This window comes from Nitrospirota bacterium, assembly GCA_020851375.1.
GTDB lineage: Bacteria > Nitrospirota > 9FT-COMBO-42-15 > HDB-SIOI813 > HDB-SIOI813 > RBG-16-43-11.
The window spans coordinates 65,479-80,911 of the sequence record JADZCV010000048.1 but is presented as its reverse complement, the minus strand read 5'-3'; the positions used below and the strand labels follow the sequence as shown (position 1 = coordinate 80,911).

Genomic DNA, 15,433 nt, shown 5'->3' with positions numbered 1-15,433 from the left:
TTCCCACGCAAGTGGGAATCCAGAATCATGCCCACGGTGTGGATTCCCGCTTACGCGGGAATGACGTTTTCATGAACCCTGGTGAGCCCTGAGCTGCGAGCGTGTCGAACAGTCGAAGGGCTCATGATGGTTCACCTGAAAATGCTCCTATTCACCCGTCAGTCCCACGCAACCTGTCCCCGCAAGATTTTTCACCCGTCAGTCCCACGCAAGTGGGAATCCAGAATCATGCCCACGGTGTGGATTCCCGCTTACGCGGGAATGACGGTTGTCATGCATCTTTGTGAGCCCAGGCTCGTGATGGTTTTTCAATCATGGTTCCATTAGTCTCCAGCATCAGCATTGCCATCTCCACGTGGAATAGTCGAGTTTCTGAGATCCTTCTTTAATTCCTCGATTTCCATCTTTAACTTCTCATATTCGACCATTTTCCTCTGCAGGAAATCACGGCTTAGCTGCATCCTGCTTTTTATGCCTTCAGGGGTCAGGATGTACATGTAGGCTGCCTTGTTCTTTGAATTCTTGAATCTCTTAGCCCTGATGAGTCCTGCATCGAGGAGATTGCTCAGGACGAAGTTCACGCTGCCCAGGCTTACACCGAGTTTTCTTGACAGTTCACGCTGGGACTGGGTGTTGTTTTCTGAGAGTTCTTTCAGGAGTTTAAGGTGATGGCCGTTCATTATAAGAAGCAATGAGTTTAAAGCAATGAGCAATGAGTGTAAATCTAAGACAAATCAGCTATGAGGAAAAACCTATGATAAGCAATGAGTACCGGGCAATGAGCAATGAGGGATGAGGAACATTAAGAAAAAACTTACAAGGTTTTTAGGCAACCGATTTTAATTCTATTTCCACTATCCTCGATAGAGTCTTGGGACGGATTTTTTTAATTAACACATAAACCACTTTGCCTCCCTCGGCCTCTATATTCCTTCCCAGGTTAAGGTTATACTCTTTTAATACTTCATCAAATTCAGGTAAAAGTATCAATTCTGTATCAATGGGAATCTTTTCCTCTATTTCAGGATGTTCAAATAAATATCTGCTGAACTCTGAGCTTAATTCAATGTTTCGTTCTATCATTTCTTTTTCCTTATTCATCTTGTCCCTCCAGGAACTTATTCTTATACTGTTCCCAATTAGATTTCAAATCACTTTCAGCAAACGTTAATGCATCATTATAGTCTTGATTAAACAATGGGGTTTTTCTACGTTTCCTTTGGCATCTAATTGATCCCTATGCGCAAAATCATGTGCAGTATCATATCTAACAACAGGATACCATATATCATTGATCTTTGTTTCATATTGAATCCTGAAAAATACAATCTTTCCTTTTTCTTTGATGTGTACATGCCTGTATCTGTCTGAAGGTCCAAGACGTAAGAGATATTCAACCTCATTTTTGGACACTATATATGCTCACTTTTTTCTATCGTTGCAATCAAAAATAAGATGCAATGAATAAGAACTGGCAGGCGGGCTGCCGCCATTAAAAGGCACAAAGATGTCTTGCGTCTTCTTTGGTTATTGAGATATGGGGATAAGACAGATGAATGAAGTATCTCAGGTGCTGTGTTCAGGCACTGAACCAATATAGGAGAATCTGATAGGGTTGTCAAGAGTTTTTAATGATTTTTTTGCCCATCAGATATCTGACAACAATATCAACGCATTCCTCTAATGACATTTCGCCGGTCTTTAGATGCAGTTCAGGGTTTACCGGAGGCTCGTAGGGGGATGATATGCCTGTGAATCCTGGTATCTCGCCTCTTCTTGCCTTTGCGTATAGTCCCTTGGTATCCCTGCTCTCGCAAACCTCAAGGCTGCTGTCGCAATATATCTCGATGAATTTATCCATGCCTACAAGTGATCTCACTCTCTCCCTGTCCTTAATAAACGGGGATATGAAGGCAGTCAATGCTATAATGCCTGCCTCTGTGAATAGTTTTACCATCTCTCCGATCCGCCTGATGTTCTCGCTGCGGTCTTCGGCAGAGAAACCAAGGTCAGAGCAGAGGCCGTGCCTTACATTATCTCCGTCAAATACAAATGTCCGGCAGCCCATTTTGTAGAGCCTCTCTTCAACATAATGTGCAAGGGTGGATTTCCCGGCGCCTGAAAGGCCTGTAAACCAGAGGACAACGCTCTTGTGTCCGTTCAGTGCTTCCCTGTGGGAAGGGGTTATGACTGCATGGTGCCAGACTATATTGTTCTTCTCACTCATTGCTCATTGCTCATCGCTTCTTCTCACTCATTGCTCTGCTTGAATCTGCGTCTGGCTATATGTGGGGATCAGGTCTTTCATGGCAGAAAGCACACCATCTTTGTCCGCCCCTAATGCCCTGACCTGTAATTCTATCAGCTGATTAAAGAACTTTTCGGCATCTATACCGTTTGTACCGGATATGGCCATGTTTATCTTTTCATGGGATGTCGGCAGGATCTCCTCTTCTGTGTCAAACAATTCTTCGTAGAGTTTTTCTCCTGGTCGCAGGCCGGTGAATACTATCTTAATGTCTTTCTCCGGCACTAATCCTGAGAGTGTGATCAGATTCCTTGCCAGGTCTATGATCTTTATCTGCTCGCCCATATCCAAAACAAAGATTTCGCCTCCATTGCCCTTGGCAGCGGCCTGAAGGACTAACTGGACCGCTTCAGGGATGGTCATAAAAAAGCGCTGTATATCCGGATGTGTAACCGTAATAGGCCCGCCCTTTCGAAGCTGCTCTCTGAAAAGGGGCACTACACTGCCGCTGCTTCCAAGGACATTGCCAAATCTTACAACGACAAACCTGGTCCTGCTGACATTATTCATATGTGTTACAGCCATCTCTGCAATCCGCTTTGATGCCCCCATAACGCTCGTAGGATTAACCGCCTTGTCAGTGGATATCTGGACAAATGTCCCGACACCAAACTGATCAGACAGCTCCATGACATTCCATGTCCCCTGGACATTGTTTTTGATACTCTCGACTATATTATCCTCCATCAGTGGGACATGTTTGTATGCCGCGGCATGAAACACGATCTCAGGCCTGTATTTTTTAAACTTCATATATAACCTGTTCGTATCGCATATATCACCTATTACCACGTTAAAGAAGTCTCTTGAATATTTTTGCCCCAGTTCATGGTCAATAAAATAGAGCCCGTTCTCATTGCGGTCGTACAGTATCAGGCTTCTGGGATTATGCTGGAGGATTTGCCTGCAAAGTTCTGACCCGATTGACCCGGCGGCGCCTGTCACGAGTACTCTTTTGCCGCACACAAGGTCACGGATATTTTCGGGATTTATGGATACAGGGTCCCTGAACAACAGGTCTTCAATAGATATGTCCCTTATCTGACTGACCGAGACCTGCCCCTTTATAACATCCTTAAGGCTTGGAAGGGTCTTTAGTACAACATCATGCTTCTTGCACTCACCCATAATCTTCTGGATTTGCGCAGGCTTTGCAGACGGGATGGCTATGATAATCTCCTCCGGGGCATGTTTCTTTATAAGATGCGCAAGGTCATCTCCTGTACCCAGGACTGGCACAGAATGAATCTTGAGTCCCTTTTTCTTTTTGTCATCATCTATGAAGCCGGTTGCGTGTAAGGTGTAGTCCGGGTTCTTTAACATGTCCCTCAGGAGAAGCTCACCGGCATCTCCTGCGCCATAGATGAAAACACGTTTCTTTTCATGCCTTGCAAACCGTGCCTTCTCCCTGATTACCCTTGAGGTAAACCTTACTCCTCCCATGAGGACCATGATAAAGACGCTGTCCATTACCATGATTGAGCGGGGATAGAACTGATAATCAAGGACAGGATATACTATGAGCCCGATAATTACCGAGCTCAGGAAAACGGCCTTAATAATCTGAAGGAGGTCTCTGATGCTGACATATCTCCACAGGCCGCTGTGAAGGTCGAAGAAGTAGAACACTGCAAGACGCGTTAATGCAACGGCCGGCAGTGTAATACCTATCATCCTGAAATATGATGATGGAATTGCCCCTTCAAACCGGAGAAAAAAGGCGAAAAGGTTTGAGAATACAATCAGGAAGAGATGAAGGGATACTATCAACAGCCTGCGGTACTTGAGGACAAGATTAGTGGGCATGATCTATTCTCTCCTGAAATTGTTATCTGCATCCTTCAACGTCCCGTACGACAGGTCCTTTGCCGAAAGGATGGGGGTCTTTATTGGCCAGTCAATATTAACTTCCGGATCATTCCAGGCAATACCCCTTTCATGTTCCGGCGAGTATTCTTCCGTACATTTATAAAGGACATCTGCCATATCACTGAGTGTCAAAAATCCGTGTGCAAAGCCCGGCGGTATGTAGAGCATACTATTATTTTCTTCAGAGAGCTCAATGCCGACCCACTTTCCGTAATCAGGTGAACCCCTCCTGATATCAACTGCCACGTCAAATATCTTCCCCTTTGGGCATCTAAGCAATTTCCCCTGGGCCTTCGGATTTAACTGATAATGAAGTCCGCGCAAGACACCTTTAGAAGATTGCGAGTGATTGTCCTGCAGGAAATGGCCGGATATTCCTGCAAAGGCAAATTCAGAATACTTATATGTCTCAATAAAGAAACCCCGCCCGTCACGGAAGGCCCGCGGTTCTATTAGTACAATGTCAGGGATAGACAGTCTCGTAAAATTAAATGGCATATCTTAAAAGGCAACTATCAAGACACCGGCAGTAACGGCTATCTGATAGAGTATCTGTGTTATGTCCTTGACCTCCTTCAGCCACGCTATCTTTTCGATCTTTTCCGGAACAACGATAGTGTCACCAGGGTCGAGCTCTCCCCAGCTGCCAAACACCCCCCCTGAGGCCCTTTTACTCACAGCAGAGCCATCCACCTTTAAGACATACATCTCCTTCTTGTCTGCATCCCGAGTCATACCGCCGGCCTTTGATATATAGGTTGATACTGTACCCTGAGGGTCATATACAAAGGCGGTCTGATTATAGACAGAGCCTATCACCTGGACCTGCTGGGGCTTTTCAGGAATCACGATCCTATCTTTATTTTCCAGCGCAATATCATAGGGAGAACCCTCAAATCGGTCAATTGGGTCTAACCTGATACTGAGCCTCCCCCTTGCCTGGGCTGATCTTAACTTTTCCAGGAGCGCCATTCTCTGCTCAAAAACCAGTTTCTGCTGGCTTGCGTCTTCAGGAGTTAGAGCAGCTTCAATTGTTCCTGCTGACTGGATCATCATCTGCCGCTCTAACCTGTCTACTGACTCCTCATTCTGTCTCTGCTGCAGTTCCCTGACAGATTCCCGGTTAAATATTGTACCCTTGAGATACGCCTTGTCCGTATAACCACCCGCGCGCTTCAGGAGTGATGACAGTGTCTCCCCCTTCCTGATAGTATACATCCCTGGAAATCTTACCTCACCTTCAATGGTTACAGTCCTGTATAATTCCCATTCCGGGACGCTCTTTACAATCAGGTAGTCATTTTCCTGCAGCGGGAGGTTATGCCTGGGGTCGCCATCCATGGCCTTTCTAAGATTGATAGGCAGCTTCGTAGTCTCAGGTCCTTTCTGAGTAACGACTACCCTGGTTATCTCAGCCTCATCTGTAAAGGCAAAATACCTAAGGCCCCCTGCCATGGCGATCAGGTCCTTTACAGTAAGCCCCTGACCAACGCCATACTGACCCTCTCTCTGAACTGCCCCTACAAGCCTTACAACCTTTTTATCCTGGACAACAGGAAAGACCTTTATAAGGTCTCCACCCTGCACGCTGACATCTGCCGTCTTTATGTCTTCTATGTTTGCATCATAAACAGTGCCATATCTGTTATCCATGATACGCTCGATCTGAAGCCTCCCCTGAAACGCAATGTCGTTTAATCCGCCGGCAAGTTCTATCACCTCTTTTACTGTCTTTTCACCCTTTAGCTCATATATAGCCGGCGTATTGACATAACCAGTAACAGCGGTCTGCGGCCCGGCAGGTGGTATAAATATAACATCCTCTGGCAATAGCCTTATGTCCTTTGTCTTGTCTCCCTTAAGGAGGAAGTCATAAAAATCAAAATTTGTGACTGTCACTCCGTTACGCTTCACCTGTATGTCCCGCATAGTGCCATTCTTGGCAGGCCCGCCTGCGGCAAAGAGTGCGTTGACAAGGGTTGACAGAGAGGATAGTGAGTAGCTTCCGGGGGTTTGTGCCTTGCCCACAATGAATACGGTTATGGTCCGGAGGCGTCCAAGACTGACATTTATCTTGACCTCTTCCGGCCTGTAGTACCGGCCGAATGTCTTTTCTATTGTCTCTTTTGCCTCGGCAAATGTCAGGCCTGTCAGGTATATTATGCCAAGCTGGGGAACGTTTATTTTGCCGTCGTTGTCAATTTCAGCTGTAAGGTCGGCATTTAGTTTGCCCCAGATGTTTATCCTTATCTCATCCCCTGGGCCAACGAGGTAATCGGGCGATACAGGCACAGTATCCACCGGCGCAAATGTGCTCGGCGGCTCTTCAAAAAGGTTGTATCCGAACTGCTCGACGCTTGTTGATACAAGGTCAGGGATTTTCCCCTGTATGTAGTCTTCGAATGGAGAGGGTATGTTTTTGTGCCTGACTGGCGGAGAAAGATCCCGACCGTCCGGCCTCTGCGGCTGAAGCCCCTGAACCATCTGGTGTTGTTCCGGCGCTGAAGGTATGCCTGAGGGCAGTGACAACCCCGGCATCCCTGAAGTACCAGGGATGTTAAACTGGTTTGCTGCCCGGGAAACAGATACACCCGAACACATCGCCGTAAGCAGGACGGCCATTGCTGTGGAAAGCAAGGCAGGAACTGATTTTTTCACTTGAAATTCTCCGTTCAAATCCCCCCTCTCCCCCCTTTACTAAAGGGGGGAACGGATGTTCCCCTTTTATGCAGAGAGGGAATACTTTCCCCCTTTGTAAAGGGGGACTAAGGGGGATTTTTCATCTGCCATTGTAACAATAATAATGCTGTTGAGTCTCTGAGATGATGCATCTATTATGAAAAGTAATTTGGGATTATAGTGAAAGGTGACATGGAAGTCAAGTTTGTGTATAATGTAAATCCTGACATGGATAGTTCCTTAGAACGGCAGTTGGTCCTTATAGAATCTGCAATAGACAGGGGGGAATACAAGAAGGCATCCTCTCATCTCGACAGGGTATCATCCCTGAATCCCGGGAAAAAGGACGTCCATTCAGAGATAGCCCTCCTGTATGGAAAGATTGCTGATTCACAGAGTGAATATTCCGCAGCCATCGAATTCTATAAACATGCCCTGCAGGATGCCATAACCTCCGGATATAATAACGGACATGGCAAGTCATTGAGGCGGATCGGCGCCATTCATTCCAAAAAAGGCAAGTATGCTGAGGCTATCCGGTGCTTTGAAGAGGCCCTCGCTATGTTTAAGAAGAGCGGTGACAAGGTGGAAGAAGGGGGGGCTTACAACAATATAGGCACCATAATGGCTATTCAGGGAAAGACAGGGGAGGCTGGCACTTATTTTAAAAAGGCCCTGACTATCCACAAGTCGCTGGGCAGGACACTTGAAATAGGTCACGACTACAGCAGCTTTGGGATACTCTACAAATTCCAGGGAGATTACAAGAAGGCCATGACTTATTATGAAAAGGCCCTTGAGATATACAAAGCTGTAGAGTACAGGCTCGGTGAGGGAAATATCTATGCCAATATCGGAAATGTCCTGAGCAAAAGGGGTGATTACTCAAACGCCCTCGAACATCATAAGCGCGCCCTTGCAATTCACCGCCGCCTGCAAAACCGTATCTGGGAAGGAAATGATTATACAAACATCGGGAATATCTACAACATTCAGGGAGACCAAAATAATGCCGTTCGCTACTATGAGAAGGCCTTAAAGATACATGCCCATCTGGGCCACAGGCTCGGCGAGGCCAATGACCACGCCAACCTCGGGACTATCTATGCCGAAATGGGGAAGTATGACAAGGCGCTTAGTTATTATAAAAAGGCCCTGACTATCCACAGGCAGTTGGCAAACCGGCTGGGGGAAGGAAGCGACTATTCCAACATTGCAAATATATACAGCCACAAGGGGATCTATCCACGGGCGCTCGATTATTATAATAAGGCCCTGAAAATTCATGAGGAGCTCAACAATCTTGTTGGAGTCGGGAGCGTATACACCAATATAGGAAATACATACTGTCATCAGGGGGACTATGAAAAGGCCCTCGATTTTCATCACAAGGCCCGCCGGATCCATCAAAATCTCGGCAATAAGCTGGGTGTGGGAACTGTTTATGCCAATATCGGAAATATTTACAGCAGTAAGGGAGACTTTGAGTCTGCACTTAAACACCAGGAGATGGCGCTTGACATCTTCAAGGAAATAGGCAATAAGAGCGGTGAGCAGTCGGCGCTGGCTAATATTCAGGTAAGCCTTGGCAATATTTACAGCAGCAGGGGCGAATATGACAAGGCGCTTGATTTTCTCTTCCGGTCAGTGGACATTTATAACGAGATGGACAATAAACCCGGCATTGGAAATGCTTATGCCCGGATAGGGTCGGTCTACAGCAGTAAGGGAAATTATAAGCGCGGGCTTCAGTTTCTTACCAGGGCACTTAACATACATATGAAACTCGGCGACAGATTATCCATGGAGCTGGCCTACCTCGGAATAGGGAATATTTATATCAAGTGTGGGGAATACAACAAGGCCCTGCAATTCAATAAAAAGGCCCTCAGGCTTCATAAGTCAGGAAAATAATGGATTACATTATCCTCTGTCAGGACGAACTCCCGTATTTCTTAATGCTCCTTAAGACCCTTTCTACCAGAAGGGATACCGTACATTTCATTGTAAATACCCCCGCATTATACGAAAGACTCCATGGTCAGGGAGTATCTGCAGAGGTGTCTGCTTTTGATACAGACCGGGACAGGTTCTTTAGAAACCTGCAGTTAAAACCGGATAGCTGCCTTATCATCTCGGTAAAGAACAGGTCTTTTTTATCAGCTATCTTGAAGTTGGTTGCAAAGTATCACCCCTACCAGCCCACTATAATAATAGAAGAAAAAGAGGTGGACTTGCCGGAACAGCTCAGTGCAAAGATTGTAAAACCATCTTCGATTTTCACAGAACTTTGTCAGCCGAAGATAGAAGAGGCATTTAAAAAAAAACATGTCCAGCGGATAAGGGAGTTATTTACTGATAAAGACAGGATTCTCCTCCTTATACAGTCAGATCCGGATCCTGATGCAATAGCCAGCGCCCTTGCCTTCCGGCACCTGATAGGGCGAAACAGGTCTACAGCGCATATTGCATCATTTGGAGAGGTAACAAGACCTGAGAATCTTGCAATGATCAGGCTGCTGGATATAGAGGTTGAGAAGATCACGCCTGACGTGATCAGGAAATATGACAGCCTCTGCCTGCTCGATGTTCAGCCTCCCCATCTGTTTACAAATAATAATCAGTGCATCATCATGGCAGATGTTGTAATAGACCATCACCCGGAAAAACCGGGTTATCAGGCAAAAATTAAAGACATAAAAGCCAATTATGGGGCAACCTCCTCTATCCTTACTGAATATCTAAGGGCTGTTGAATTCAATATATCCCAGCGGCTCGCGACTGCCCTGCTGTATGGAATTAAGAGCGATACCCTCCTGCTTGGAAGGGGTGTTGACCCGGCTGATATCGAGGCCTTCTCTTATCTGTATACCCTTGCAAATGCAAACATCCTGAGGAGAATAGAGCGCCCTGAGGTACATCCTGAAGATATTGATTCCTTCAGTAATGCGCTCAAGAAAAGGAGGATTGTAAAAAATATCCTGTTTTCACATCTTGGCAAGGTAAGGCGGGAGGACGTGATACCCCACTTTGCAGACTTCTCCCTGCAGATAGAGGGGGTAGAGTGGTCAGTTGTCTCTGGAATATTCAGGGGGAATCTGATAATATCTGTCAGAAACGTAGGGTATGTCAGGAGTGCAGGCGTAATTGTCAAAAACGCCTTCAGCCAGTTCGGCAGCGCCGGCGGGCATAGCCATATGGCCAAGGCTGTAGTCCCGCTCAGGAACTTTTTCAGACATTTTGGCGACAAACGTGAATCAACCATAAGGGACCGGATAATAGAGTTATTCCTTGACGGATTTGAAGAAACAACCAAAGAACAGGAGGATTAAGATATGATTAGCAAAGTATTCTACAAAAACCTCGAGCCTATGCCGCAGGTGGAGGCAATGCTTGAAAAAAAGATAAGCAAGGTGGAGGAACTTCTTCCGACATTTGATGATGATACGGTAAGCCTTGAGGTCACTTTTGAAAAACATGCACGGAGGGAGGAATACTATACATCTCTGACCCTTTCCGTTCCAAGGAAAAAACTGCGAGCAAAGGACAAGGGATTCGATGCCTTTAATGCCATGAATCTGGCATTTGATGGACTGCTTAGGGAAATAAAAAAGTTTAAGGATATGATGAAACATGAACATGAATACAAAATAAGACGGGCGGAGAAAAAACCGAGGAAGCAGGAATAAAATCACCATGAAAATCCCCCTTAGTCCCCCTTTTTCAAAGGGGGAAATTAGTTCTCCCCTTACTAAAGGGGGGATAGGGGGGATTTGAACGGGGATTTTCAGATGAACCGTCATGAGACTGCGCTCACAAGGTATCGTAAAAACGTCATTCCCGCGAAAGCGGGAATCCAGACCGGGGCCTGGTTCTGGATTCCCACTTGCGTGGGAATGACGGGTGAAAAATCCTGCGGGGGCAGGTTCTGTGGGAATAACGGGTACTTAGGAGCATTTGCAGGTGAACCGTCATGAGATTGCGCTCACAAGGTATCGTAAAAACGTCATTCCCGCGAAAGCGGGAATCCAGAACCAGGGCCTGGTTCTGGATTCCCACTTGCGTGGGAATGACGGGTGAAAAATCCTGCGGGGGCAGGTTCCGTGGGAATAACGGGTACTTAGGAGTATTTTCGAGTGAAGATGGATGACAAAATAAGAAATCTATTCGCGGATAGCATCAGGACAAAGGAACTGTTTATATCACAGTATTCTCAACTCATAGGAGAGGTTTCTGAGCTGATAATTTCTGCGTTCAGGAATGGAAACAAGCTCCTCCTGATGGGCAATGGCGGAAGTTCATCTGACGCCTCACATATAGCCGGTGAGTTTGTAAACAGGTTTCAAAAGGACAGGCCTCCGCTCCCTGCAATCGCCCTTAATACTGATATGGCAGTCATAACCAGCATCGGCAACGATTACGGATATGACCTTGTATTCAGCCGTCAGGTAGAGGCGCTTTCAAGGAAGGGTGATATAGTTATTGCGATCAGTACGAGCGGCAACTCTCCAAATGTAGTGGCAGCTGTTGAGGCTGCAAAGAATTTGGGGATTACCACAATTGGCCTGACAGGCGGAGGCGGAGGCAGGCTTGCCTCTCTTGCTGATTATGCCTTTGTCGTCCCATCCCAATCCACTCCGCGCATACAGGAGGTCCACATTACCTTAGGGCATGTGATTTGCCAGGTTGTGGAAGATGCATTGTTCGGATAAGAAACCGGTATGAATTGATGGCCACTGATATATCAACCTTATCTAAATCTGTTAACACTTTGAAGCAGACCGGAAAGAGCATCGTTTTTACTAACGGATGTTTTGACATCATCCATGTCGGTCATGTCCGGTATCTGAAAGAGGCCAGAAATCTCGGGGATGTGCTTATTGTCGGTTTAAACAGTGATGAGTCGGTAAAAATAATAAAGGGACAGAATCGCCCTATTGTACCGCAGGAGGAGCGTGCAGAGGTGCTTTTGGCGCTCCGCTGTGTGGACTTTGTCGTTATTTTCAATGAGCCTGACCCTTATAATACTATTGCGGCAGTCAAACCTGATGTCCTGGTCAAGGGTGGTGACTGGGGCATTGATCAAATCATAGGAAGGGATATAGTCGAATCTTACGGCGGAAAGGTATGCACCATACCGTTTATTGAAGGGGCGTCGTCAACAAATATTATCGAGAATATAATCAGAAAATACAGGGTGTAAATAAGTTTAGTTGAGTGAACATATCTCTAAAATCAGCGGCCTGTGGGGTTCATCAAAGGCCCTTTACCTTGCGGAACTCTTTGCGAGGACTAATCATTCCATATTCGTAGTAACTCCTGACAGCGAAACAACGGAAACGCTTCAGACAGACTTGCGTTTATTTTCGCAATTTTACCCATCATCCCCCCCTATTTTCTCATTTCCTTACTGGGAAATACTTCCATACGACACTATCCTTCCCCACCCGGATATAACGGATACAAGGATGTCCGCCTATCTTGCATTGCTGTCAGGCAGGCGCGGTATTTTTGTCTGTCCTGCCCATTCCATGATTCAGCAGGTCATCAGACCCGGCACACTGAAAGACATGATGCGGCATATCAGGCCGGGAACAGATCTGGACAAAGAGGCATTTGCAGCTCACCTCGTTGAAATCGGATATGAACCGTCAGACCTTGTCATTAAAGGCGGGACGTTTGCCCTCCGGGGCGGGATTATAGACGTGTATTCGCCGGGTGAAGATGGTCCTCTAAGGATTGAGTTTTTCGGGGATACTATAGAGTCACTGAGGCGTTTTGACCCTGAGAACCAGCGGTCTGTAGCCCAGGTTGATTCTGCTGTAATCATGCCTGCAAAAGAACCTTGTGAGGGTGTAAACGCTGGTTCGCTGTTCGAATATCTTTCTGATGAAGATATTGTTGTATTTGACGAGGCAGCAGAGATTAAAAAAAATGCCGGTGAATATTGGTCCCAGATCCTGGAGACGTACAAAGATGCCCTCCTTCAGGGACGCCGTGCAGAAGAACCAGGGAAATTATATTTTCCATGGAATGAGATAACGGATTTCCGGGAATTGTTTAAAAACAGGATAAATATTGAGGCAATTCCGATAGAAGGCACTATTTCGTATTCCATTAATTCGGTATCATCCCTGCTCTCCCCTTCTCCTTTGAAGGAAACATCAGAGAGGCTGGATATATTAAGGAAGGAGAATCTGATTGTTGTTGTTTCACCAACTACAGGACAGGCAGAGCGGTTCAGGGATATACTTATGGAGTATGACGTTCCGGCGACAATGAAGAAAATCGAAGACGTAGCGCCGGCATTTACGGCCGGCCTTATGTTCGGCAGGGAAATGCCCGGTAAAAAACAGGAAACCGTAAGGCGGGGGATACCCCCCCACACTACGCCGGATATTGGTCACCTTCCTGTTAGTATAATATCCGGTCATCTTTCTTCAGGCTTTTTTTATCCGGCGGCATCCCTGCTCTTTATAACTGAAGATGAGATCTTCGGGAAAAAGGGCAGGCGGCGGCCCCCTGCGAAACAGAAGTCCCGACCCTTTCTGACTTCATTTCAGGACCTCCGGGAAGGGGACTATGTGGTCCACCTCCAGCACGGCATAGGACAGTATGAGGGACTTGTAAGAAAAACACTGAGCGGCGGGGAGGGTGATTTTCTCTGTATAAGATATTCAGGCAGTGATTATGTTTATGTGCCGGTAAACAAGATGGACCTCGTCCAGAAATATGCCAGTGCAGAGGGGCACGCGCCTCACATTGACAAGCTCCAGGGGTCACAGTGGGAAAAGACCAAAAAAAGGGTGGAAAAGGCGATTGAAGAGATTGCCGGGGAACTGGTCGAACTTTATGCTACACGCATGGTCGTGGAAAGAACACCTTATCTGCCGGAAAACCACCTCATGAAAGAGTTTGAGTCTTCCTTTGAGTTTGAAGAAACACCGGACCAGCTTACTGCCATAGAAGATGTAATGAGAGACCTCGGGACACAAAAACCCATGGACAGGCTCATCTGCGGAGATGTCGGATACGGGAAGACGGAGGTTGCCCTCAGGGCAGCCTGCAAGGTGGTCATCGAGGGCAAACAGGCCGCAATACTTGTCCCTACTACCCTTCTGGCCCAGCAGCATTATCAGACATTTGCACGGCGCTTTGCGTCTTTTCCGGTACGGGTGGAGATGCTCAGCCGCTTCAGGTCTCATAAGGAGCAGAAGGAGATTATCAGGGGGCTGGCAGAAGGCACAATAGACATTGTCATTGGCACGCACGGCCTGTTGCAGAAGGATATTAAATTCAGAAACGCCGGAATATTTATTGTGGATGAGGAACAGCGTTTCGGCGTATCGCAGAAAGAGCGTATAAAGCAGTTGCGAAAGAGTGTTGATGTCCTGTCTCTCTCCGCGACACCAATTCCCCGGACCCTTCAGATGGCCCTACTTGGCATACGTGATTTAAGTGTAATAGAGACTCCGCCGGAAGACCGGATTGCAATACACAGCATTATAATCCCGTTCGACAAAAAGATTATCCGTACTGCAATCCTTCGTGAATTTGACAGGGGCGGAAGGGTATATTTTGTTCACAACAGGGTGGAAACTATTGCAGGGATTGCAAATGTGCTGCAGGAGCTGATTCCTGAGGCACGCATTGGGGTTGCGCACGGACAGATGAGGGAACGCCTCCTTGAAGATGTCATGCTCAAATTTATAAACGGTGATTATAACCTCCTTGTCTGCACGGCGATTGTAGAGTCAGGCCTTGATATACCTGAGGCAAATACCATAATTATCAATCGGGCAGATATGTTCGGGCTTGCAGACCTGTACCAGTTAAGGGGGCGCGTAGGCAGATCAGGTCACCAGGCATATGCATACCTGATCGTCCCTGCAGATGATGTGCTGACAACAGATGCAAAGAAAAGGATAAAGGCTATACAGGAATTGACTGGCCTCGGGGCCGGCTTCCGGCTTGCAAACAAGGACCTCGAGATACGCGGGGCCGGCAACCTCCTGGGACACAGGCAGTCAGGACACATTGCGTCTGTCGGTTTTGAGCTTTATACCCAGATGCTTGACCGGGCGGTCAAACAATTCCGTGGTGAAAAAGTAGAAGAGGATTTTGTCCCGACAATAAACCTTGGAATCGCCTCCTACATCCCGGAGGAATATATAAGTGATTCATCCCAGAGACTCTCTATATACAAGAGGCTTTCATCCATCAGAGAAGATTCCCAGATATCCTCAATAAAGGAAGAGATGGCAGACCGCTACGGCCAAATACCATTGCAGGTGGAAAATCTGTTAAAAATTATAGAGGTTAAACTCCTTGCATGTTTGTCCCGGATATCAAAAATTGAAGACGGAGACGGCGGGGTTGTCTTTACTGTTGACCCTCAGGTTACAGAGAAAAGCAGTGATCTTTTTCAGAAAATTATCAGGATTTATTCTAAAAACATCCGCTTTTTATCAGAATATAAATTCCTCCTCTTGCTCAAAGACAGGGAACCGTCAAGGTTGTTTTCTGAGATAATAAACTGCTTGAAAGTTGTAGGGGGGTATGTTTAAATATTACATT

At 46.5% G+C, this 15,433-nt stretch carries 13 protein-coding genes; 6 read left to right on the top strand and 7 right to left on the bottom strand.

Features of this window, described 5'->3' with window-relative positions; all coding sequences use genetic code 11:
- Window positions 1-323: 323 nt before the first annotated feature.
- The 7 genes from IT393_12195 to IT393_12165 form a co-directional block, all read right to left on the bottom strand.
- Window positions 324-680 (bottom strand): MarR family EPS-associated transcriptional regulator, encoded by a 357-nt coding sequence (locus IT393_12195; GenBank protein ID MCC7203406.1) that lies wholly within the window; start codon window positions 678-680, stop codon window positions 324-326.
- A 145-nt stretch (window positions 681-825) separates the two neighbouring features.
- Window positions 826-1,101: a hypothetical protein gene (locus tag IT393_12190; protein MCC7203405.1), complete on the bottom strand. Its 276-nt coding sequence runs from the start codon at window positions 1,099-1,101 to the stop codon at window positions 826-828.
- 66 nt (window positions 1,102-1,167) lie between these two features.
- Window positions 1,168-1,413, bottom strand: coding sequence for a hypothetical protein (locus tag IT393_12185; protein ID MCC7203404.1), 246 nt, complete (start codon window positions 1,411-1,413; stop codon window positions 1,168-1,170).
- A gap of 205 nt (window positions 1,414-1,618) precedes the next feature.
- Entirely contained in the window at window positions 1,619-2,227 is a 609-nt protein-coding gene (gene cysC, locus IT393_12180; protein MCC7203403.1) for an adenylyl-sulfate kinase, read from the bottom strand.
- A gap of 27 nt (window positions 2,228-2,254) precedes the next feature.
- Window positions 2,255-4,114, bottom strand: a complete 1,860-nt coding sequence (locus tag IT393_12175) for a polysaccharide biosynthesis protein (protein ID MCC7203402.1) — start codon at window positions 4,112-4,114, stop codon at window positions 2,255-2,257.
- Window positions 4,115-4,117: 3 nt separating this feature from the next.
- Window positions 4,118-4,675 (bottom strand): dTDP-4-dehydrorhamnose 3,5-epimerase, encoded by a 558-nt coding sequence (gene rfbC / locus IT393_12170; GenBank protein MCC7203401.1) that lies wholly within the window; start codon window positions 4,673-4,675, stop codon window positions 4,118-4,120.
- Between the two features lie 3 nt (window positions 4,676-4,678).
- Window positions 4,679-6,835: an SLBB domain-containing protein gene (locus IT393_12165; GenBank protein MCC7203400.1), complete on the bottom strand. Its 2,157-nt coding sequence runs from the start codon at window positions 6,833-6,835 to the stop codon at window positions 4,679-4,681.
- Between the two features lie 213 nt (window positions 6,836-7,048).
- On the opposite strand from IT393_12165, the gene IT393_12160 reads away from it, so the two are divergent.
- The 6 genes from IT393_12160 (at window position 7,049) to mfd (ending at window position 15,423) form a co-directional block, all read left to right on the top strand.
- A complete protein-coding gene (locus tag IT393_12160) occupies window positions 7,049-8,770 on the top strand; it encodes a tetratricopeptide repeat protein (GenBank protein MCC7203399.1) in 1,722 nt (573 codons plus the stop codon).
- Window positions 8,770-10,188: a DHH family phosphoesterase gene (locus IT393_12155; protein MCC7203398.1), complete on the top strand. Its 1,419-nt coding sequence runs from the start codon at window positions 8,770-8,772 to the stop codon at window positions 10,186-10,188. Before IT393_12160 ends, IT393_12155 begins: the two co-directional genes overlap by 1 nt.
- Before the next feature lie 3 nt (window positions 10,189-10,191).
- Complete coding sequence (locus IT393_12150; GenBank protein MCC7203397.1) at window positions 10,192-10,545, top strand: HPF/RaiA family ribosome-associated protein; 354 nt, start codon at window positions 10,192-10,194, stop codon at window positions 10,543-10,545.
- 453 nt (window positions 10,546-10,998) lie between these two features.
- Window positions 10,999-11,568 carry a D-sedoheptulose 7-phosphate isomerase gene (locus tag IT393_12145; GenBank protein MCC7203396.1) on the top strand — a complete coding sequence of 190 codons (570 nt, stop codon included), beginning with the start codon at window positions 10,999-11,001 and terminating at the stop codon, window positions 11,566-11,568.
- Window positions 11,569-11,585: 17 nt separating this feature from the next.
- Window positions 11,586-12,059 (top strand): D-glycero-beta-D-manno-heptose 1-phosphate adenylyltransferase, encoded by a 474-nt coding sequence (rfaE2, locus tag IT393_12140; protein ID MCC7203395.1) that lies wholly within the window; start codon window positions 11,586-11,588, stop codon window positions 12,057-12,059.
- A gap of 10 nt (window positions 12,060-12,069) precedes the next feature.
- Window positions 12,070-15,423 (top strand): transcription-repair coupling factor, encoded by a 3,354-nt coding sequence (mfd, locus tag IT393_12135; GenBank protein ID MCC7203394.1) that lies wholly within the window; start codon window positions 12,070-12,072, stop codon window positions 15,421-15,423.
- Window positions 15,424-15,433: the final 10 nt, after the last annotated feature.

Coding starts and splice junctions, on each gene's coding strand:
- rfaE2 (MCC7203395.1), top strand. CDS start 11,586: ATGGCCACTGATATATCAACCTTATCTAAATCTGTTAACACTTTGAAG.
- rfbC (MCC7203401.1), bottom strand. CDS start 4,675: ATGCCATTTAATTTTACGAGACTGTCTATCCCTGACATTGTACTAATA.
- IT393_12195 (MCC7203406.1), bottom strand. CDS start 680: ATGAACGGCCATCACCTTAAACTCCTGAAAGAACTCTCAGAAAACAAC.
- IT393_12160 (MCC7203399.1), top strand. CDS start 7,049: ATGGAAGTCAAGTTTGTGTATAATGTAAATCCTGACATGGATAGTTCC.
- IT393_12190 (MCC7203405.1), bottom strand. CDS start 1,101: ATGAATAAGGAAAAAGAAATGATAGAACGAAACATTGAATTAAGCTCA.
- IT393_12155 (MCC7203398.1), top strand. CDS start 8,770: ATGGATTACATTATCCTCTGTCAGGACGAACTCCCGTATTTCTTAATG.
- IT393_12150 (MCC7203397.1), top strand. CDS start 10,192: ATGATTAGCAAAGTATTCTACAAAAACCTCGAGCCTATGCCGCAGGTG.
- IT393_12145 (MCC7203396.1), top strand. CDS start 10,999: ATGGATGACAAAATAAGAAATCTATTCGCGGATAGCATCAGGACAAAG.
- IT393_12175 (MCC7203402.1), bottom strand. CDS start 4,114: ATGCCCACTAATCTTGTCCTCAAGTACCGCAGGCTGTTGATAGTATCC.
- cysC (MCC7203403.1), bottom strand. CDS start 2,227: ATGAGTGAGAAGAACAATATAGTCTGGCACCATGCAGTCATAACCCCT.